The organism is Haloarcula sp. H-GB4 (assembly GCF_030848575.1).
Lineage (GTDB): Archaea > Halobacteriota > Halobacteria > Halobacteriales > Haloarculaceae > Haloarcula.
The window spans coordinates 1,110,107-1,129,396 of record NZ_JAVDDX010000002.1 but is presented as its reverse complement, the minus strand read 5'-3'; the positions used below and the strand labels follow the sequence as shown (position 1 = coordinate 1,129,396).

The 19,290-nt window shown below is 63.8% G+C and carries 19 protein-coding genes; 6 read left to right on the top strand and 13 right to left on the bottom strand.

Annotated elements, in window-relative coordinates; translation table 11 throughout:
- Positions 1 to 14: 14 nt before the first annotated feature.
- Positions 15 to 617 carry a YigZ family protein gene (locus RBH20_RS14385; protein WP_306709763.1) on the top strand — a complete coding sequence of 201 codons (603 nt, stop codon included), beginning with the start codon at positions 15 to 17 and terminating at the stop codon, positions 615 to 617.
- Positions 618 to 623: 6 nt separating this feature from the next.
- Here the strand turns inward: RBH20_RS14385 and RBH20_RS14380 are convergent, their stop codons facing one another.
- From RBH20_RS14380 to mutL, 3 genes are all read right to left on the bottom strand, one after another.
- On the bottom strand, positions 624 to 1,709 hold the full coding sequence (locus RBH20_RS14380; protein ID WP_306709761.1) for an aminomethyltransferase family protein: 1,086 nt from the start codon (positions 1,707 to 1,709) through the stop codon (positions 624 to 626).
- A gap of 201 nt (positions 1,710 to 1,910) precedes the next feature.
- Complete coding sequence (locus RBH20_RS14375) at positions 1,911 to 2,855, bottom strand: sugar kinase (protein ID WP_306709758.1); 945 nt, start codon at positions 2,853 to 2,855, stop codon at positions 1,911 to 1,913.
- Positions 2,856 to 2,935: 80 nt separating this feature from the next.
- Positions 2,936 to 5,086 carry a DNA mismatch repair endonuclease MutL gene (gene mutL / locus RBH20_RS14370; protein WP_306709756.1) on the bottom strand — a complete coding sequence of 717 codons (2,151 nt, stop codon included), beginning with the start codon at positions 5,084 to 5,086 and terminating at the stop codon, positions 2,936 to 2,938.
- Between the two features lie 135 nt (positions 5,087 to 5,221).
- Between mutL and RBH20_RS14365 the strand changes: the two genes are divergently transcribed.
- The 4 genes from RBH20_RS14365 to RBH20_RS14350 all read left to right on the top strand — a co-directional run bounded on the left by RBH20_RS14365 (position 5,222) and on the right by RBH20_RS14350 (position 7,606).
- A complete protein-coding gene (locus RBH20_RS14365) occupies positions 5,222 to 5,365 on the top strand; it encodes a hypothetical protein (protein ID WP_306709754.1) in 144 nt (47 codons plus the stop codon).
- A 108-nt stretch (positions 5,366 to 5,473) separates the two neighbouring features.
- Positions 5,474 to 6,739, top strand: a complete 1,266-nt coding sequence (locus RBH20_RS14360) for an HAD family hydrolase (RefSeq protein WP_306709752.1) — start codon at positions 5,474 to 5,476, stop codon at positions 6,737 to 6,739.
- A 95-nt stretch (positions 6,740 to 6,834) separates the two neighbouring features.
- Positions 6,835 to 7,341, top strand: a complete 507-nt coding sequence (locus RBH20_RS14355; protein WP_306709749.1) for a hypothetical protein — start codon at positions 6,835 to 6,837, stop codon at positions 7,339 to 7,341.
- Between the two features lie 64 nt (positions 7,342 to 7,405).
- Positions 7,406 to 7,606 carry a hypothetical protein gene (locus RBH20_RS14350; RefSeq protein WP_004959541.1) on the top strand — a complete coding sequence of 67 codons (201 nt, stop codon included), beginning with the start codon at positions 7,406 to 7,408 and terminating at the stop codon, positions 7,604 to 7,606.
- A 14-nt stretch (positions 7,607 to 7,620) separates the two neighbouring features.
- On the opposite strand, the gene RBH20_RS14345 is transcribed toward RBH20_RS14350, so the two are convergent.
- From RBH20_RS14345 to mutS, 9 genes are all read right to left on the bottom strand, one after another.
- Complete coding sequence (locus RBH20_RS14345) at positions 7,621 to 8,070, bottom strand: hypothetical protein (RefSeq protein WP_306709746.1); 450 nt, start codon at positions 8,068 to 8,070, stop codon at positions 7,621 to 7,623.
- A gap of 78 nt (positions 8,071 to 8,148) precedes the next feature.
- On the bottom strand, positions 8,149 to 8,460 hold the full coding sequence (locus RBH20_RS14340; RefSeq protein WP_306709744.1) for a hypothetical protein: 312 nt from the start codon (positions 8,458 to 8,460) through the stop codon (positions 8,149 to 8,151).
- Between the two features lies 1 nt (position 8,461).
- Positions 8,462 to 8,833 carry a helix-turn-helix domain-containing protein gene (locus RBH20_RS14335; RefSeq protein WP_049909028.1) on the bottom strand — a complete coding sequence of 124 codons (372 nt, stop codon included), beginning with the start codon at positions 8,831 to 8,833 and terminating at the stop codon, positions 8,462 to 8,464.
- Between the two features lie 363 nt (positions 8,834 to 9,196).
- Positions 9,197 to 10,381 (bottom strand): outer membrane lipoprotein carrier protein LolA, encoded by a 1,185-nt coding sequence (locus tag RBH20_RS14330; protein WP_306709740.1) that lies wholly within the window; start codon positions 10,379 to 10,381, stop codon positions 9,197 to 9,199.
- 61 nt (positions 10,382 to 10,442) lie between these two features.
- On the bottom strand, positions 10,443 to 11,282 hold the full coding sequence (locus tag RBH20_RS14325) for an outer membrane lipoprotein carrier protein LolA (protein ID WP_306709738.1): 840 nt from the start codon (positions 11,280 to 11,282) through the stop codon (positions 10,443 to 10,445).
- Between the two features lie 107 nt (positions 11,283 to 11,389).
- Positions 11,390 to 12,235: an ABC transporter permease gene (locus RBH20_RS14320; protein WP_306709736.1), complete on the bottom strand. Its 846-nt coding sequence runs from the start codon at positions 12,233 to 12,235 to the stop codon at positions 11,390 to 11,392.
- A 19-nt stretch (positions 12,236 to 12,254) separates the two neighbouring features.
- A complete protein-coding gene (locus RBH20_RS14315; RefSeq protein WP_306709734.1) occupies positions 12,255 to 13,271 on the bottom strand; it encodes an ABC transporter ATP-binding protein in 1,017 nt (338 codons plus the stop codon).
- Between the two features lie 99 nt (positions 13,272 to 13,370).
- Complete coding sequence (locus RBH20_RS14310; protein WP_306709731.1) at positions 13,371 to 15,311, bottom strand: ATP-binding protein; 1,941 nt, start codon at positions 15,309 to 15,311, stop codon at positions 13,371 to 13,373.
- Between the two features lie 74 nt (positions 15,312 to 15,385).
- Positions 15,386 to 18,151 (bottom strand): DNA mismatch repair protein MutS, encoded by a 2,766-nt coding sequence (mutS, locus tag RBH20_RS14305; RefSeq protein WP_306709729.1) that lies wholly within the window; start codon positions 18,149 to 18,151, stop codon positions 15,386 to 15,388.
- A 97-nt stretch (positions 18,152 to 18,248) separates the two neighbouring features.
- Here mutS and RBH20_RS14300 point away from each other — a divergent pair, with 97 nt between their 5' ends.
- Positions 18,249 to 18,641, top strand: coding sequence for a nuclear transport factor 2 family protein (locus RBH20_RS14300; protein WP_306709727.1), 393 nt, complete (start codon positions 18,249 to 18,251; stop codon positions 18,639 to 18,641).
- A gap of 7 nt (positions 18,642 to 18,648) precedes the next feature.
- On the opposite strand, the gene RBH20_RS14295 is transcribed toward RBH20_RS14300, so the two are convergent.
- Positions 18,649 to 19,251 carry a class I SAM-dependent methyltransferase gene (locus RBH20_RS14295; protein WP_306709725.1) on the bottom strand — a complete coding sequence of 201 codons (603 nt, stop codon included), beginning with the start codon at positions 19,249 to 19,251 and terminating at the stop codon, positions 18,649 to 18,651.
- Positions 19,252 to 19,290: the final 39 nt, after the last annotated feature.

Below are 19,290 nucleotides of genomic sequence, written 5' to 3'. Positions count from 1 at the left end.
GCGTACGCCGGCCCGTGACGGACAGCTATCGGACCGTTCCGGGCCGCGGCGAGGCGCGCTTCGAGGTGCGGGGTTCGGAGTTCATCGGCCACGTCGCCCCAGCGACAACCGTCGAAGACGCCGAGGCGTTCGTCGACGCCGTCGGAGAGGAGTACGCCGACGCGACCCACAACGTCCCCGCCTACCGCGTCCGATCCGATCCCTTCCGGGAGTATTCCAGTGACGATGGCGAACCAAGCGGCAGCGCCGGCGACCCCGCGCTGAACGTCCTCCAGCAGCGTGACATTGAGAACATTGTCGCCGTCGTCACGCGGTACTACGGCGGGACGAACCTCGGTGTCGGCGGCCTCGCCAGTGCGTACTCCCGAGCGGTGAAGGACGGCGTTGACGACGCTGGTGTCGTCGAGGAAGTTCCCCACGAGCAGTTCACTGTGACCGTCGCCTACGACGACTCGGGCAGTGTTCGGAGCCTGCTCGAATCCGCGGGCGTGGAATTCGAGGCTGACTACGAAGCCGAGGTCGTCTTCGACGTTCGAGTCCCTACTGTTGAGGGCAGCGAACTGCGAGACCGGATAAGGAGTGCGACCAGCGGGCGGGCCGCTATCGAACTGGAGTAATCCTCGCTACTCGTAGGTCGGCAGCCGCGCCGACTGCGCCGAGCCGTCGATAAAGGGCAGGTCGACCTGCTGGGCGCTGACCGGCTCACCGTCGATGCGGATTTTCAACGCTTCGTCGGGTCGGTCCCAGCTGAGGTTCGCCAGTGCAATCGGGGCTTCCCGCATCGGGCTCTGTGCGGCGCGGGTCACGTCGCCGACGTGCTCGTCGCCGGCGAACACCGCAGCACCGGGGTCCGGGCACGCCTCGACGGCGAGACCGACCAATCGCTGCGTGGGGTGGCCCCGGTTCTCGATACGGGAGACGACCTCCTGACCGACGTAACAGCCCTTCTCGAAGTCCAGGGCGTTCCGCAGGCCAAGGTCGTTCGGGAGCGCGCCCTCGATTTCGGTGTCGAACAGGGGCGTCCCGGCCTCAAGGGTCAGCGTCTCCCAGGTCTGGTAGCCGAAGGGGACGGCGTTAAGCCCGCGGTTGACCAGCGTGTCAAAGACAGCCTCGGCGTCGTCGGCGCTACAGACCACGTCGTAGCTCTCCTCGCCAGTGAGGTCGTCCGTCCGGATGACGGAGACGCCTGCGTCGCCGAGTTCGCCCCGCTCGAAGGTCAGCGGTGCCGGCGGGGTGCCGGTCTGGTGGAGGACGCTGGCGATTTTCTCTGTCGCTTTCGGCCCGTGGACGCCGAAGACGGCGAAGTCGTCAGTCGCTTCCTCGAACTCGACGTCCTGAATGAACGTTTTATCCGCCCACTCCGCGGCCAGTTCCTCGGCCTTCTGGGGCGGCGTGAACACGAGCAGGCGCTCGCCGGCGTTGTACACATACATGTCCGTGTCGATGCGACCATCGGGGTCAAGCAAGAGCGCGTAACAGCCTGCGCCGTCCTCGTCTGGCACGCGGTTCGAGACGGCGTTGTCAACGTAGTCGACGCGGTCCTCGCCGGTGACGACGATGACGCCGTAGCCGTACTCCATCGCGCCGACGACGTTCCGAACCGCGCGGTGGGTCCGCTCCGGTCGCCCGTAGTTGTCGACGACCTGCCGACCACCGACCTCCCTGAACGTCGCTTCGTGGGCCTCGTGAACGGACTCGAGAACAGTCATTGTACGGGTATGCGGCCCTCGTGGGGAAAAACGTCCCGTTAGCGCCGTCGGTGTGCGAGGAGAGTCACCGCGAGCAGCGCAGTCATCGCCAGAACGTCGGTGCGTATCACCGGTGACTACCCAGTAGTTGTTCCCCCACCACTCCGACTCCGACCAGCAGTGTCAGCGCTACAATTGTTAAAACAGTCCGAGTCTTGGCCTCTACGGCCGTCTGGACTGCTGTGAATCGACGAGCCGCTCAACTTCAGACGGTTCGAGTGGGGTCAACGGTCCGGACATTGTTCGAGACAGCGCTGCTGCCGCGACACCATGGAGCAGCGCTTCGTCCGTGTCAGCACCGGCGGCCAGTTGCTGGAGCGTTGCACCGATGAAGGCCTCGTGCTGTCCTGCTTCGTCCACTGCGGACGTCTCGATGGCATCCTGCTCGTGAATGACGCCGTCGTGATAGGCCACCGCGCCGTACTCGCTCCGAGTGAGAATCACGCGGGTGAGATCGTACTCCGTTGCGAGCGTGTGCACGACCTCGCGTGGACTCCCTGTCGTGTCAAACACCGCGGAAACCTGCTCTTCGGCGGCAAAGAGGGTGTCGACGGCTGGTAGCAGGTCTGCAAGTGCTTCGCGGGCATCTTCGGCGTCCCACAGTCCGGGGTGGAAACCGAGGTCGAACGCCCGCATCCCTGCGGCCGCTCTGAGCAACGCCCCCGTCGTGTCGGCGGCGGTCTCAGAGAGCGAGAGGGTTGCGCCTGACGTGAACACCACGTCCGCGTTCTGTATCTCGCCCATCGGCAGCTCGCCGGGCGTCACCGTTGCCATCGCGGTGTCGCCGCGGTCCTGTAGCAGCCGTTCGGTACGGGGTGGGTCGGCGTCCTCGTGGAACGTGAGTCCCTGCCGCCCAGCGTCCGGGTCTGCCCAAACAATGTCTGTTTCCAGACCAAACTCGTGGAGTTCCGCGACGACGCGCCGCCCGAGCGGCGTGTCCGGGACCTTCGATAGCCATCGTGCCTCAGCCCCGAGTCGGCCGGCCGTCGCCGCAACCCCGCTTGCGGTCCCGTCGACCCGAATCGACGCCTCGCGGGCTGTTTCGAACCGCTGTCCGCTTGGAGGAGCAAATCTGAGAGCAGTCTCACCGAACGTTACGAGTGACATACCGCGTGCATCGGGAGACGGAGGTTTAGTTTAATCGGCTGTATCGACTGCTGTGCCGGGGGACGGGCCGTCCTTCCTCGCTATCGCCGCCGACCGCCGTGCCCGGGGTAATCACGCTCGAACCGGTCTTCGAGTTCTTGCCGGTCAATGTGAATGACCGTCGGTCGTCCGTGTGGACACGCGTAGGGGTTCTCACACTCGTCCAGCGCGGCGAGTAGCTCCCGGACGGACCCCTCCGTCAGCGACGTGTTCCCGGTCACAGAGGGGTAACACGCCAGATCGCCGAGCAGTTCGTCGGCCGCCGCTTCGACTGTCGCCGCCGCTTCGTCGTCGCCGGCGACGAACGCACCGAGCACGTCCCTGACGATATCCGGCCCGGCCGCGTCGGCGATGACGCCCGGGAGGGTCCGGACCTCGACGCTTCGCTCACCTGTGCGTGCCGTGTGGAACCCCAGACTCGCCAGCGCGTCGCTGCGCCGGTCGAACACCTCAGCTTCGCGGGCGGTCAGTTCAAGTTCGACAGGGTTAGCAAGTGCCTGTGTCGTCGTTTCGCCTTCGAACTTAGCCTTGAGCCGTTCGTAGTTGACCCGCTCGTCGGCCGCGTGCTGGTCGACCAGCACGAGGCCGTCGTCCGTCTCCGCAACGACGTAGGTGTCGGCTAACTGTCCGAGAATCCGCATCGAGGGCAGCGACTCGTGGGTCGCCTCCGGCTCGTCGCCGAGACGTGCCTGCTCCTGTCCGCCGGTGAACTTCCGCTCCCCGCGCTCTGTCTCTGTCTGGCCCGCTGCAGACGCGTCAGGGTGTCCACCGTCACTATCTCCACCCGAAACGATGCCCCCCGTCTGAGTAGTCTCAGATTCGCTTGACGTACCGTCCGTTGTTCTGGTTTCAGAGGACTGTTTCGTATCTGCTGATTGAACTGATGGGGCTGTGTCGGCTGACTGGCGATCCCCTGTCTCCGTCTGGGTACTATCCGGTCGGGCTGTAGGCGCAGTCTCTGGCTCCTGTGCTGGTGCCTCAGCACTATTCTCCGTTGCGGTGGTGTCCGTCTGTCCCGACGTTGTTGCTTCGTCTCCGGCATCTCGGCCGTTCGAGTCCGCCTGCTCCTCGCTATCGGACGTTCCATCTGATTCCGGCGTTATTTCCGTCTGCTCGGGTGCTGACCGGCCACGCGGCGCTGTTGAGCGCAGCAGCCCCTCCCGCAACAGCGCATCCTCGACTGCAGTCCGAACCTGTTCCCGAACGCCCTCGTCGTCGGCAAAGCGGACCTCCATTTTCCGGGGATGGACGTTCACGTCCACGTCGCCTGCGGGAACGTCCAGAAAGAGGACAGCGAAGGGGTAGCGGTCCGGTGCGATCTGGGTACCGTAGGCATCGATAACGGCGTCCCGGACGGTGCCGGCCCTGACGTAGCGACTGTTGACGTACGTCGAGAGGTACTCGCGACCGGCGCGATTCGTCTCGGGATGGGACACGAGGCCGTAGACGCCGTCGAGCGGTCCGTCTGGGAAACTGTCCGTCCTGTCGCCCTCCGCGTTCGCTCCTGAACCCGCACCGACCGAGATCATCGACTCGGCCACCTCCCGGCCGTAGACAGACATCACCGTCTCACGCAAGTCGCCCTGGCCGGTCGTCGAGAACGTCTCGCGGTCGCCGTGGGTCAGTGAGACGGCCACGTCCGGGTTCGCCAGCGCGTAACTGGCAACGACGGTGTTGACGTGTGCAAACTCCGTTGACTCCTGCTTGAGGTATTTCCGGCGGGCCGGAACGTTATAGAAGAGGTCCTCGACCGCCATTGTCGTCCCCTCTGGACAGCCGGCGGGGCCGACTGACGTGACGTCACCACCTTCGAGCACCAGTTCGGTTCCCACATCGCCGCCGCGGGGTCTGGTCCGGATCGTCAGCCGTGAGACCGCCCCGATCGCGTGCAGGGCCTCGCCGCGGAATCCGAGCGTTCCCACGCCGCCTTCCAGATCTGCGATATCGCGGATCTTCGACGTGGTGTGTTCCTTGACGGCCGTCTCGACAGCCTCGCGATCCATCCCGACGCCGTCGTCCGTGACGCGAATTCCGTCGGTTCCGCCGGCTTCGACAACCACGTCGACCCGGCTCGCGTCGGCATCGATCGCGTTCTCGACCAGTTCCTTGACGACGGAGGCCGGCCGCTCGACCACCTCGCCGGCCGCGATGCGTTCGACGGTCTGGTCGTCGAGTCGCTGGATATCGGTCATACGTGCCTCCGCATGTGATTGCCACCGGCTAACGGGCGGAGCGACTTGATACTGTCTGCCCTCGACTGCGCCTATCAGTACAGTCATGAAAATAGTTAACACAACACAGTCCTGAGCCTCGCACGGTGTTGACCCATGTGCCACCACAGAGAACGCTCCTGGACCGAAGCGACGACGGACGACGAGGCAACTGACGAGGACGAGGAGGAACTCCCATCCTTCCTCAACGAGGAGGCGCCCGAAACCGAGGTGCTGACCGACGGCGGCGACGAGGCGTAGCAGCGGCGCATCCCCGTCACGGTGTTGGCAAACCAGCTGTTTTTTGTCGTGTGTGAGGACCACAAACCCGATAGCTAAAGTACGCTCGCCGTCAGTCGCCACTATCCTGTGGACCTCGACATGGAACAATACGACCAACTTTACCGCCTCTACAAGAGCGTAGACACGACGACGCTGCGCGGCTATCAGGAGTTCGTCGACCTGTTTCCCCCGCTCAGTTCGACCGTTGCGCTGGAACAGTGGGAAACCGCCAGTGACCGCCTCGACGCCCTCAAATCCGATATCGCTGACGAGTTTCCCGGGACCGGCGAAACCTACGCGGAAATCGCAGCTCGGCTGACCCGCGACGAGGCCTTCACCGCGCTCGACCTCTACTCGAAGTACGACCGATCAGTGAATGTGCTCGTGCTGGATGTCGACGAGACGCTCCGGTCGGCCGGCGACACCGACAACGAAATCCCCCGCGATACGCTGTATCTTCTGACCCAGTTTCACGAAGCAGGCATCCCTATCGTCGTCTGTACCGGCCAGACCCTGGAGAACGTTAAGGGGTTCATGATACAGGGGCTGGGTAACGACCTCGTCTCTTCCGGGCAGATGAGCATCGTCTACGAGTCCGGCAACGGGGTATTCACGCCCAAGCACGGCCAGAACACCAAGCGACTCCTGTATGAACGCCTCGACGATGCAGTCGTGGACGTGTTCGAGGCTGTCCGCCGGCGGGTCCTCTCGGAAGCCCCCGACGCCGTCGGCAAGCGCTGCCATCTCCAAGGCAACGAATTCAACGTTACGCTGAAACCCAACGCCGAGGTCGGCAGCGACAACGCCGTCGAAATCATCGACGAGTCCCTCCGCTACCTCTGCGGGCTGGTCGGCAACGCCATCGCTGGACAGGTTGACACCGCGGTCGACGACCCTGCAGGCTACGCACGGGCCTACTTCAGCCGTGACCCGGAGATTCTCGCCGTGCTGGAGGCTGGCGACCTGTCGACCGATGCCGACATCGACGACGCGCCCGAGGCGTTCCGCGACATCCTCAAACGCGTTGACCTGGGCTACTACGAGGGCGACGCGGCCGAACTCGTGAGCCTCGAACTGGACAAGTCAGCCGGCGTCGAGGAAGCCTTCGACGTGCTGGGCATCGACGACCCGTTCGCGCTCGTGATGGGTGACAGCAAGAGCGACCTGCGGGTGATGCGCTGGGTCGACGAGAACGACGCCGGTATCGCCGCCGCCCCCGCGCATTCCTCGCCCGATGTGCTCGACCACGTCAGTTCGAGAGACGACTTGGTGTACGAGGCCGGCGACGCCAGCACGGTGCTACGGACTACCTACGGTATCAGTCTCGTCGAGCAACTGAACGAGCAGGGCTAGTGAGCTATGATTCCCCGTTTTCTGAGGGTCTCGGCTGACTGAATCGGAGGGGTTTCCCACCCAACAGTTAGGCCGCCGCCGACCGAACTGCCCCCATGAGTCTCGATACCGTGTTCGGGCAGGTACCGGACCCGCAGTCGCACTCCTTCCCGGACTACTCGCTCCCGCAGGGTGACCCCGTCAAACCCATCGCGTTGACTGACGACGAACTGACTGCGCTGCTTGACCTGTACGATGCGTTCAGCGCCGTGGACCCGACGGGTATGGATTCGAACCCCTTCCTGCGGGCGACGAGCGAGTTCCTCCAGCAGGCCCTCGGTGCGCCGCTCACCCGCCCGGACGAGCAGCTGAACGACGACATCGCGGCCCTGCTCAACGACTTTTCCGGCGATCTGGGCGAGCAATCGATGGGCGTCATCGACGCGACGCCGGGCCACCACCGGACGCTGTACTTCTTCCTGACCAGTTGCAAGGCGTACCACATGGCCCCGCATCTGCAGTTCGACCCCGACCCGGCCGCAGTCGAGACGCTGTATGCGGTGTACGAACGCGTCACTGAGCAGGCGTTCTATCTTAAACGGCCGAAAAGCGTTCTAGAGTGAGTACGGGTGCGTGTCTGGCGAACGCTCCGGTCCGTTTATCGGGGAGCGAACGAAACTGCCGCCAATGACAACCGACCAGCCCGAAATTCCGGTCGTGTGTGAGGCCTGTGGGACACGGACATCGGTCGCGTTCGAGGACGTCGAGGACGCCGTCGCGCGCCACAACGAGCAACTTCACGACGGCGACCCGGTCGCCGAGGTCGACCCCGACGTACTGGAAGAACTCGCCGACCGTCTGGCAAAGGATATCGGCCTGCTGGAATAGCCCGCTGTCCAGCGTCAGCCGTCCAGCGGGAGCCGCTCGTAGGCTTCACGATCAGCGCCGGCGGCGAGCGTCCGCGGCCGCAGTCGGCAGATGTTCTTCACGGTTCGCGGGCCGAGCACGTGGGGCGAGACGAACCGCGGTCGCCCCGGCTCAGTCCCGGGTCCGTCGCCCAGCGCGAGGACCGCGCCGTTGAGGTCGGCAAGCGGGATACACGCCAGGTCGCCGTTTGCCGATTCGAACTGGACGTGGGTCGTATCGCCGGGCATCGACGCCGCCTCCAGCAGATCGAACACCTTGATGCCGGTGTACTTTCGTTCAATCCGGTCGCCGGAGGCACACTCGAACGCGACCGGCCCGCGGACGACATCGAACGGGAGCTGTTCGGGTGCCACGTCCCATGGAACCAATAGCGGGTCAGCCCCGTCGATACGGACTGTCGGCCGTCCCTCCGGCGTCTGTGCCATAGGTACAGCTTCCGACCGGATAGACTTGAGATGTTCGGCGTTGAAGTGCGTGGCCAACCCGGCAGACCACCCGGAACCTCACTCCCGCGAGTGAAGCGAGTACGCGATAAAGAGGACGCCGACGAACTGGAAGGCACGGGTGACGAGTGTCAGCGGTTGCTGGAACTGACTGGGGAGCAGGCCCTGGCGAAGGAGGACTGAGCCGGCGAACGCGACAACGAAGGCTACCGCCGTGAGACAGAACAGTCCGAGCGAGAGGTACTGCATCGCGCGGCTGTTGTGCCGCCGATACCCCCGATAGGCTTGGTAGCCGACGTACCCACCCAGTACAGTCGAGCCAAACGCCAGGGCGGTGATGAGCCAGTTCATGAGCGTCTCTATGGCGACCATATCAGAGATTCTCCCACATTTTTGTGAATCGGTCCGCGGTGTCCTGTTCGTCCTGTCCCGGGAACGCCGGCGGTTCGGCCCGCTCTATTTCGGTTTCGAAATCACCGTCAGCAAGCGCCAGTGAGAACTCCGAGAGCGTGGCAGCGAACACGCTGTAGTCGTTGCCGCCCGTCTCTATCTGGGTCTGTTCCTCGATGAGGCCGTACTCCTGAAGCCACTCGACCCGTCTGTACACGGTCGGTTGTGACATCTCACACTGGTCGGCGAGCTGTTTCGCGGACATGGGTTTGACACTCGTTGCTGCGAGGATGTCCCGGGCGTACTCGTCACTGAGCAGGTCGAGGATGTCGCCCACGGCCGGGTCCTCACTCACGTACTGGACCAACGTCCCGTCCCCGAATAAAAGGTCCTGTCAGTTTCCGAGTCAGAAGTCAGTCGCGGTAGAGAAGGGCGCAGTGTCAGCGGGGACCGGCGCAGTCAGGGCATCGCCTTCGGGCAAAGGTGGGGCACGGTGGGGGACCAGTTTGCAGGCGGCCTGGCCCACATTCCTTCCCGGGGTGGCAGCCCGGGGAACCCTAGGGCAGTGTGGTGGACAGACAGCGGCCATCACCGGAGGGCGTTGGTGGCACGGTGTTGTTAGGGCCGCTGCACTCAAAGCAAGGAGGGGTTCCATAATATAACGTGCAGTCGAACTTCTGACCCAGAAAACGGCGGCTTGATATGCCAGCGTGGCTGTTCACTTGCCGCTGGGACAACCGACTGACTGACCGATTGTGATGAGTCGGTCCGCGGACACGCCCTCACCGCGAATCGTGTACCGGTAGCGTTCACAACTCCACGACACTGATGTTGTCAGCCCGTAGCTGACCTGTGCTGGCTGCCCGTCGATTGTTACCCCTTCGCTGGCGTTGTCCCCGACACCCGGCCGGTCGTACTTAGCAACAGTGATCAGACTGGTCCGGTTCATGTAGCGGAGGCCGACGCTGTGGACCCGTCCCTGTGTCTGTGTCGCATAGGTCAGTTCGTATCCCGGCGGGATGTCGGGCTCCGGAACCTGAATCTCGGTGTCGGCTTTGAGGGCACCAACCGACTCGTAGGTCTGTCTTTCCGGCGTCTCTGGGACAGTGACAGTCATGTTGTCCGGGAAGCTGGGGGTAAACACGTCTTCGGACACACCGGTATCGTAGGTGATGTCGGTGTACGCCGTCGTCACGACTGTGCGCTCACCGTCGGCTGTCCATGCAGTGCGCTTTTTGACCGGGAAAAACTGCTCTGTGTCTACCCATACCGTCTGCTCGTAGGCCGCTGTGCCATCTTTCGGTGCCACGTGGATGACATACACTTCACGCCCATCGAGTGATTCAGTACCGCGGTAGCTGACGGTCATCGAACCGGCCGATCCGGTCGGCCGCTGCTCGCCGCGGGGAACGACAGGCAATGGCTCAACTGACTGTGGGTCGCTCGTCGTGTCGCCCGGTGTGGCCATGTTGAGATTCGCAAAGAGACGCTGTAGCCGCTCACCTTGGTCTGACCCGGTCCTGCTGAGAGAGATGCGTGTCGCCCTCGAGCGGCGCTGGTCGTACAGCCACAGTGCCGAGCCGTTTGATATTCGGAGACCGTATCGCTCGACGGTGCTGTTGACGACTGCCAGCCGTTTCTTCTCGGTCCCCGGCTGGAGCACGGCGTTGTAAGTTGTCCGACTCGCGACCGTCCCGTTCCGAGTGATAGTCGTCGTCTGTGTCGCGTTGACGCCGTCTATCGTCTCGTAGCGTTGCTGCACGTCCGCATCGATCTGTGGCTGATCGGCGGTCCCGGTACTCGCGAATGCGAGCGACCATATCGCAACAGCAAGCACACCAACGACGACCACTGTCGCGATCGTGAGCACCAGTCGTTCCGATGTGAGGTGTCGAGTGACCATCTCTCGGGCTACCGGGCGCAGGGGAGTGTCCGGCTACGTTCGATCTGTTTGAGCGACAATATTATGTAGCACATAATTGGCAGCGCAAGTAAAACCTCCTATCTGCTGGTTCCGGATCACTGACAGTTGTATCATCCGGGAAGTCGGGGGAAAATGCGTCACTGGACACATCGGTGTCGTACGAGATGTTCGCGTACCTCGTCGTCACAACTGTGTGCTTTCCATTTGCTGTCCAGGCAGTCCGCTTTTTTGTCGGGAAGAACCGCTGTGTTTCGACCCAGACTGTTTGCTCGTATGCTTTTGTCTCATTTCTTGGCGTCACGTGGACGACGTACGCTTCGCGTCCGTCAACTGGTTCCGTGCCCCGGTAGCGGACGGTCATCTCCTCGGTCGAGTTGACTGGCCGCCGTTCGCTCTGGGGGACAACAGGCAGTGGTTCAACCGACTGCGGGTCCGTTTTCGACTCATCGAGTTTCGTGAACAGGCGCTGTAGCCGTTCACCCCTGTCAGACTCAGTCTCGGGGAGGGGAACTCGTGTCGCACTTTCACGACGGCCGTTGTACAGCCATAGCGTTGACCCGTCCGAGATCCGCACGTTACTCGCCTGTGCCGTACTATTGATGGGTACGAGCCGCTTTCTCTCCGTCCCCGGCTGGAGCGTCGCGTGGTAGGTCGTTCGGCTTGCAACCGTCCCGTTCCGTGAGATGACTGTCGTCTGGGTCGCGTTGACACCGTCTATCGACTCGTAGCGTTGTTGGACGTCCGCATCGATCTGCGGGTGGTCGGCGGTGCCGCCGCTCGTGGCCACGAGCGACCACGCCGAAATAGTTAGAACACCAATAACAAGGACTGTCGCGACGGCGGGGACAAGTTGCTCCGTTGAGAAGTGTCGAGTGACCATAGCTGGAGTACGGGGCAGAGACCGCCCGGCGCTGTGTGTGCAGTCCGAGCGACAGTGTTATCTATCAAATTATCGGCATCATAAGTAAAAGCACCTGTCTACGCCAGTCAGTAGTCACCGAGTACGCCGAGCCGTCTGGCCCGTCGGGTCGTGTACTGAAACACGACGTAGCCCAGCAACACGTAGCCGGACGGGACACCGACGAGGAGGCCTAGGTCGGTAGCGGAGAACTGCCAGAGCCGGGTCCCGTCGACCATCGCCCGCTGGAGGAGCGCGCTTCCGTGGGCCAGTGGCAGGACCCGCGTCCAGCCGAGCTCGAACACTGGCGCGGAGATGAGGACAATGAACCCGAACTGGAGCAGATTGAGCCAGTTCCCGATACGCTTGTACAGCACCGCAACACCGCCGGCAGCGAACCCAAGCCCCAGCACGGAAGCAATAGTCAGGGATGCGACGACGACGACGGTGAGAACGTTCAACTGGAGCGTCGTTCCGGTAATCGCCAGCATCACTGCCAGCACGACGGTCGAGGTAATGAACGTCCGGACGACTTTCGCGACGCCCTTGCAGAACGCGACCGGCGCGAAGCCAAACGGCGTCATAACGTGCCGTTCGAGCGTTCCCCACTGGGCCTCGCTCCCGATATCGTTCGAGATTGCCTGGTACGCACCGACGGAAAGCGACCACAGGAAGTAACCGACGATGATCCCCTCGATAGAATCCGTTATTGCCTGCCCGGCAAGCATCCGGCCGCCGTAGAACAGCAGGCCGAAAAAGAACACCGAGATGACGATGCCGCCGACGGCGTTGGCCGGATAGCGGACGAAGATGAGATACTCGCGGTACAGCACCGCTCGCGCGAGGTCGAGATAGCCCGCCTGCATGGCGGCCCCGACGGTCTGGCCGCTCGCACCGTCACTGTCGTCCGCGTGCGTGTCGGCGCTCGCGGTCATCGTCCTAGCCCCGCCTCCCTCATCGTCCTTGCCCCGTGATTTCGACGAACACGTCTTCCAGGTCCGGTTCAACCGTGCCGACGGCTGAAAGCGTCACGTCGTGGTCCCGGCACAGGGCCAGCAGGCGATAGAACCCGTCGCTGTCGGTCGCTACCTCGACGCGCCGGCCCCGCTCGGTGCTCGTCACCTCGACCACCTCGAAGCGCTCCCGGATGATCGCAAGCAGACCATCGGTGATGTCGGGACTGGTGACGGCGAACGCGTTTGCGGTGAACTGGTCGAGCACGGCCGGCACGCTATCGTCGGCGATAATCTTCCCCTCGTTCATGATGATGACCCGGTCACAGACATCTTCGATGACGTCCATGTCGTGGCTGCTGACGACGGCCGTGAGGTCACGCTCGTCGACGATGCGGCGCAGTTCCCGCCGTAGCGTCAGCGAGCTTTCTACATCCAGTCCCAGCGTCGGCTCGTCGAGAAACACCAGATCGGACTCGCTGGCCAGCACACTCGCCAGCGACACCTTCTGTTTCATCCCGCGGGAAAGGTCTCGAACGGGCTCGTCGGCCTTCTCCAGAAGGTCAAGTTTCGCCAGCAGGCGCTCGTGTCGGTCGGCGACGGCATCCGGCTTGACGCCCTTGATGGTCGAGAAATAGCGCAGGTTCTCCCGGACGGTCAGCCGCCAGTAGTCGTTTCGCGCCCCTTCAAGCATCCCGTCGACGTGACGGTAGGCCGCTCGCGGGTGCTCGCTCATGTCGATACCCTGAACCTGAATCCTCCCGGAATCAGGCAACACCAGCCCGAGAATTGATTTTATTGTCGTTGTCTTGCCCGCACCGTTAGGCCCCAGCAGGCCGACGACCGTCCCTTGCTCGATGCGAAACGACACGTCGTCGACGGCCGTCACCGCGTCGGCACCGCTGCCGAACTGCTTTGACAACCCCTCGACGGCGAGCGCGGGCGTCGCTCCGTCCCTCGGCGCAGCTGACTGCTTGGTGGTCCGCGAGCCCTGCCGCGGAGGGCGCTGGGATGACATTACCATCACTGAGGGCTTCAGAACCAAAAGGTCAGTCACGTCTTGCGGCGGGTCTGCCGTCGGTGGCACTGTCCCGCACTCGGCGACTGGTCTGTCTGCTCAAGCAGGTTCGAGACCCGTCACCTCAAACCGCGCGCCGCCGGCCTCGCTCTCGGTGGCTGTAACCGTCCATCCGTGGACCTCAGCGATCCGCTGAACGATTTTAAGTCCGAACCCGGTCCCGCTCTCGCCGGTCGAATAGCCCCCTTCAAACACCTGTTCACGGTCGGCCGCCGGGATGCCCGGACCGTCATCGGCGACGTAGAACCCGTGTCGGTCCGTATCCTCAATGACACCTACTCGTACAGTTGCGCTCCCGCCACTGTGGTCGGTGTTGTCGTCAGCCGTCGTCTGAGCGCCTGTGGTCCCGTGTTCAACACTGTTTCGAAGGAGGTTCGCTAACAGCCGCCGGAGTTTTGCCATATCTGCCCGAACCCGCCGGTCACCCTCGACGACGAGTGTTGCCCGGTCATCTTCGACACTCTGCCAGCACTCCTCAACGATGCCGGCGAGCGCGACAGATTCGAGGTCGGTCGCCGTTTCGCCGGCGCGTGCAAACGCCAAGAGGTCGTCTATCAGCGCTCGCATTCGTTCGTGGGCGCGTGACACCTTGTCGAGAGCGTCGCTGTCGTATTCTGCTCTGGCCAGTTCCAGATTCCCCTCCGCGACAGTCAGCGGGTTTCGGAGGTCGTGGCTGACGATGCTTGTAAACTCGTCGAGGCGCTCGTTCTGGCGTTCTAACTGCTGTTCGTACGCTTTGCGCTGGGAGATATCCCGACCGATACCCACAGTCCCGACGGGTGCCCCATCAGCGTCGGTCAGCTGGGTTCCGGCAAACTCATACGGAATCCGCTCTCTATCGGCAGTCAGAATCTCCGCTTCAACAGTCACCCGGCCGCTGGTTCGAGTCTCATTTATCGCCGCAGCGATTGTCTCATGCTCGTCACCCGGGAAAAACTCGGAGACGGGCATATCGTCAATCTCGTCATTGCTGTATCCTGTGACTTCGGGGATGCGCTCGTTCCACCGCCGAAGGCTCCCGTCCGTGTCGATGACGTAGAACAGGTCGTCAAGCGTATTGAGCGCCTGATCGATGAACTCACGCTCTTCGCGGAGCTGGCGGTCGCGGTCGAGACGGCTAAGCGCCGCCGTCGCGTGGACTGAGAGCGTCCGCGCAAGTGTGACATCTGTGTCATCGAATGCACCTGTCACACACGACCCGATGAGGAGAACACCATGGTCACCCAGCGGAAGGATGAGTTCACTCTGGATGTCCGTGTCCGGATTGTACCGGGCTGGACTTGACGCGACATCGTTGTGAACCTGCGTTTCGCCGCTTTCGAAGGCTTGCCATGCGAGGCCATCTCCGGGCTCGAAGACCGGTGGTGTCCCGATGAGCTCTTCTACCTGATTGGTCCAGGCGGCCGGATACAGACTGTCGCCGTCAGCGAAGTGAACCGCGTTGGCCGGCATATTGAGGATCGTCCGAGCTGCGTCCACTGTGACCTGCGCCACCGCATCAGCAGTCGTGGCTCGCATGAACGCCCTGGCAGTGGAGTGTAGTTCCTCGATAGCACGCTCACGACGTGAGCCCTGTGTGTGTTTGATATCGTCGGCTGTCCGTTCGACGGCGTTGACGACGGTGTGTGCCAGTCGTGCGTACGGCTCCGCGCTGCCGTCAGCCCGGAGGTACTCGGTGACGCCGGCGGAAATCGCGTCGCTGGCAGCCGCTTCGTTCCCCTCGCGGGCGAACAGAACGAACGGCAGGTCCGGTGATCGTTTGCGGACCGCATCGAGGAACTCGACGCCGGTTTGCCCCGGCAGGTCGTAGCCGGCGATGACACAGTCGAACGCACCCTCGTCAAGTCGCTTGAGGCCGTCGGCGACGTTCGTCTCCGTCTCGACCGTGATACCACAGTGCGCCTGTTCCAGCGCACTTGTGGCCGCTTCGACGACAGCCGGCTCGTCGTCGACGTGGAGAACGCGAATCCGGTCGGTCATTGCCTTCTAGCAGTGACAACTCCCGTATACACCTTCCGCCGTGAGTATCTTCGTTGAAAATCGGGTGCTGTCTGCTACTCGTCGTCCAGCTCGGCCTGCCACTCCTGTACTTTCGCCATCAGTTCGACCGGTGGTGTCTCGTTGACATCCAGTTCCGTCAGTTCCGAGAGGACGGCCTCAGTTTCAGGATCGAGCGACGCTGCTGCCGCGTCGCTATCTGAGGCTTCAGCCACGGACCCGTCGGGAGCGTGTTCGGGGTTGCCGTCGGTCGCAACCGGCTCAGCCGCCGAACCGGCTGCTGCGTCCTCGGACTGAGCCGCGCCGTCCCTGAACTGCCCCGAATCAAGGTCGAACACGGCCTGTGTCGTCCCGCCCTCGTTCTGCTTGCTGCCCCGAATCTCGATGGCCTTGTCGTCGCGCAACCGGTCGAGCACTGCCTGCGAGCGGTCGACGACTGGTTCAGGGACGCCAGCGAGGTCGGCGACGTGGACGCCGTAGGAGCGGTCGGTCGGGCCGTTCCGGACCGTTCGGAGGAACGTCACGTCGCCGTCGCCCTCCGCGGAGCGGGGCTCGCCGTCGACCGCGACGTGGACGTTCTCGACGGTCGGCAGCTCCTCGCCCAGCGCCGTCAGTTCGTGGTAGTGAGTCGCAAACAGCGTCTTCGACCGGATGGCGTTGACGATGTACTCTGTCGCGGCCCAGGCGATAGAGATACCGTCGAAGGTCGCGGTCCCGCGGCCCACCTCGTCCAGAATCACGAGTGATTCTTCGGTGGCTGAGTGGAGGATGTTCGATAGCTCCTGCATCTCGACCATGAACGTCGAGCGGCCCTGTGCGAGTTCGTCCAGCGCGCCGACGCGGGTGAAGATGCCGTCCACTAGTCCGACGGTTGCCGACCGCGCCGGGACGAAACTGCCCACCTGCGAGAGCAGCGTGATTAGCGCGGCCTGGCGCATATACGTCGACTTCCCGCTCATGTTCGGGCCGGTGACGATGAGGAACTGCCGGTCGTCGTCCATATAGAGGTCGTTCGGGACGAACTCGGTGGTCTGCTCGACGACCGGATGGCGGCCGGCCTCGATAGACAGTTCGTTGCCGTCGACGACCGCCGGACGGGCCCAGTCGTTCTCGACGGCGTGGACTGCCAGTGACGCGAAGGCGTCCAGTTCCGCCAGCGTCCGACCCACATCCTGCAGCAGCGTCGCACGCTCGGCCACGCGCTCCCGGAGCCGCTGGAAGTGCTCGTACTCCATGTCGTGGCGGCGCTCCTCCAAGCGCAGCACGTCCCGTTCTTTCTCGTCGAGTTCGGGCGTCGTGTAGCGCTTGGAGTTCTTGAGTGTCTTGATGTGCTGGTACTTTTCCGGAACGCCGTCGGTTTCGCTCTTGCCGACCTGAATGTAGTAGCCGTCGGTTTTGTTCCGGTCGACTGAGAGGTGGGTGATGCCGGTCCGCTCCTTTTCACGGTCCGGCAGCGTCTCCAGCCACTCCAGCGCGGCTTCGTGCTCGTCGATGACTGCGTCGAGGTCGTCGTCGTACCCCCGCTTGAACAGGCCACCCTGGCGCACCGTCCCCGGCGGGTCCGTGACCAGTGCGCTGTCGAGTTCCGCGGCCAGTGCGTCAGCCGCTTCGCGGTCGGCTCCGTCAAGGGCGTCGGCAAGCGGCGACTCGGCCAGCCGCTCGGTCTCGGTAACGGCGTCGGCGACCTGCCCGAGCACTGAAAGCGTCTCCTGCACTGCTCGCAGGTCCCGCGCGTCGGCGCTCCCCGACGTGGCCCGCGCGGCCAGCCGTTCGAGGTCGTACGCATCCGATAGCGTCTCCCGGATCCGCTCGCGGGCCATCGCTGCCTCCGACAGCGCCGCCACGCAGGACTGCCGGCGCTGGAGTTCGGCCCGGTTTCGACGGGGTCGCTGGAGCCACTGCTGGAGCAGTCGTCCGCCAGCGGCCGTGACCGTGTGGTCGATAGTGTCGAACAGCGACCCCGAGCTGTCGCCCTGCATGGTCTCGGTGAGTTCGAGGTTGCGTTGTGTCGTCGCGTCAAGGTCGACGTGGTCGCGTTCGCCGTACGTTTGCAGGCGCGTGACCGCCGCTAGCGTGCCGACACCGGTGTCCTCGACGTAGGAAAGCACCGCGCCTGCGGCCCGCAGTGCCACGTCCTGATCGCCGATGCCGACGCTGTCGACCGTCTCGCTCCCGAACTGCTCGCGGACGGTGTGGCCCGCTCGCCCCGGCTCAAACGACGCCGAGTCGTGCAGCGTCAGCGCCGCGTCCGTCCGCTCGCGCAGGCGGTCTAAGAACTCGTCGTCGTTCCGGAGCTCCGGGCCGGGAAGAATCTCGGCCGGCCCGAACGTGTACAGCTCTGTCAGCGCCTCGCCCGCGTCGGCGTCGTCGAGCTGTGTGACCTGGAACTGACCCGTGGTCACGTCCGTCGCGGCGATGCCGTAGGTGTCACCGCCGTCTCGGCTGGCCTCTCGAACCACCGCGGCGAGGTACTGCGCCGACTCGTCGCCGGTCTCCAGATGTGTCCCGGGCGTAACGACCCGCGTTACCTCGCGAGCGTGGCCGTTCTCGGTCTCGTGCTGGTCGGCGATTGCGACTCGATAGCCCCGCTCGACCAGCGCGGAGACGTACGGCGTCAGGTCGTCAACCGGGACCCCTGCCATCGGGTACGACGAGCCATGCGAGGACTTCTGGCTCACCTTCAGGTCGAGTTCGTTGGCGACGATCTCGGCGTCTTCGGCGAAAAATTCGTAGAAGTCGCCACACTGCATCGCCAGCAGGTCCGCGTCGGTCCCCTCCTTGAGTGTGAGGAACTCCCCGACGATTCCCGTCGCCTCTGTCATACACGTCCGTGTGGCCGTCCGCGGCGTAAGGATTGCGGGTCGGGAGAGCGGCCGCCGGGCGTAGCCAGTGAAGGGGCCACAGGCCGTAGAGCCAAGTATGGACGCGACTGAGACTATCGAGGCGTACTACGCGGCGTTGCGGGCCGGCAATCAGCTCGGCTCCTTCTTCGCCGACGACGCGGACCGCTCGGTGGTCAAGTTCGGTATCTCCGAGCAGTTGGTCGGGACCGACGCTATCAAGATAGGACTGCAGAACCAGACCGAGACGACGGGCGATTGGACTGTCGAGAGCCATGCACTCCGGGTAACAGAACGCGAGGGCTACGCATGGTTCAGCGACGACGTGACACTGTGCTGGACTGACACCGAGGATGGCGTCCACCACGCGTACGACACCCGCTGGAGCGGGACGCTCGAAGCCACTGATGGGGACCGCCCGTGGCAGTTCGTGGGGATGCACGTCAGCACTGCTGACGAGCTAGCTGAGTAGGCGGCCGCTAATCGCCGCCGAGCGTGGCAAAGACGAACTCGCTATCGCTCCCGAGGGGGTCCGTCGCAGTGACGGTCTCCGTGTCAGTGAAGCCGGCGTCGGCCAACTGGTCGAGCGTCGCCCGCCGACCTGGCGCTGAGAAGAACATCGACCCGCCCATCCAGCCGCGCCGGACGGTCTCGAACTGGCCGCTTGGCAGCGTCATCAACACAGTACCGCCCGGACGGAGCACGCGGGCGAACTCCCGGTAAACCGCCGGGTGCTGGTCCCGCGGGACGTGAAAGACGGCGTGGTAGGCCGTGATGGCGTCCACGCTGTCGGTCGCAACCGGGAGCGACGTCATGTCTCCTTGTACAAGCCGGCTCTCCGGCACTGTCTCTGCTGCGAGGGCCAGGCCCGCACGGGAGAAGTCGAGGCCGATGCTGTTCGGCGGAAGGTTCGCAAGCGTCCGCGCGCCGTCGCCACAGCCCACGTCGAGGACCGTTGGCGCTTCGGGGAGTCGTTCGAGCAAGTCATCGAGCAGGGCTGCGTCCGACCCAGTCGGGTCGCGCCGTTCGGCGTAGGTCTCGGAGACGCTGTCCCACGCGTGGCGAACCTCGTTGCGGTCCATATCTACACTATGTGTGCGAGCCGGATAGGCGTTCAGCCA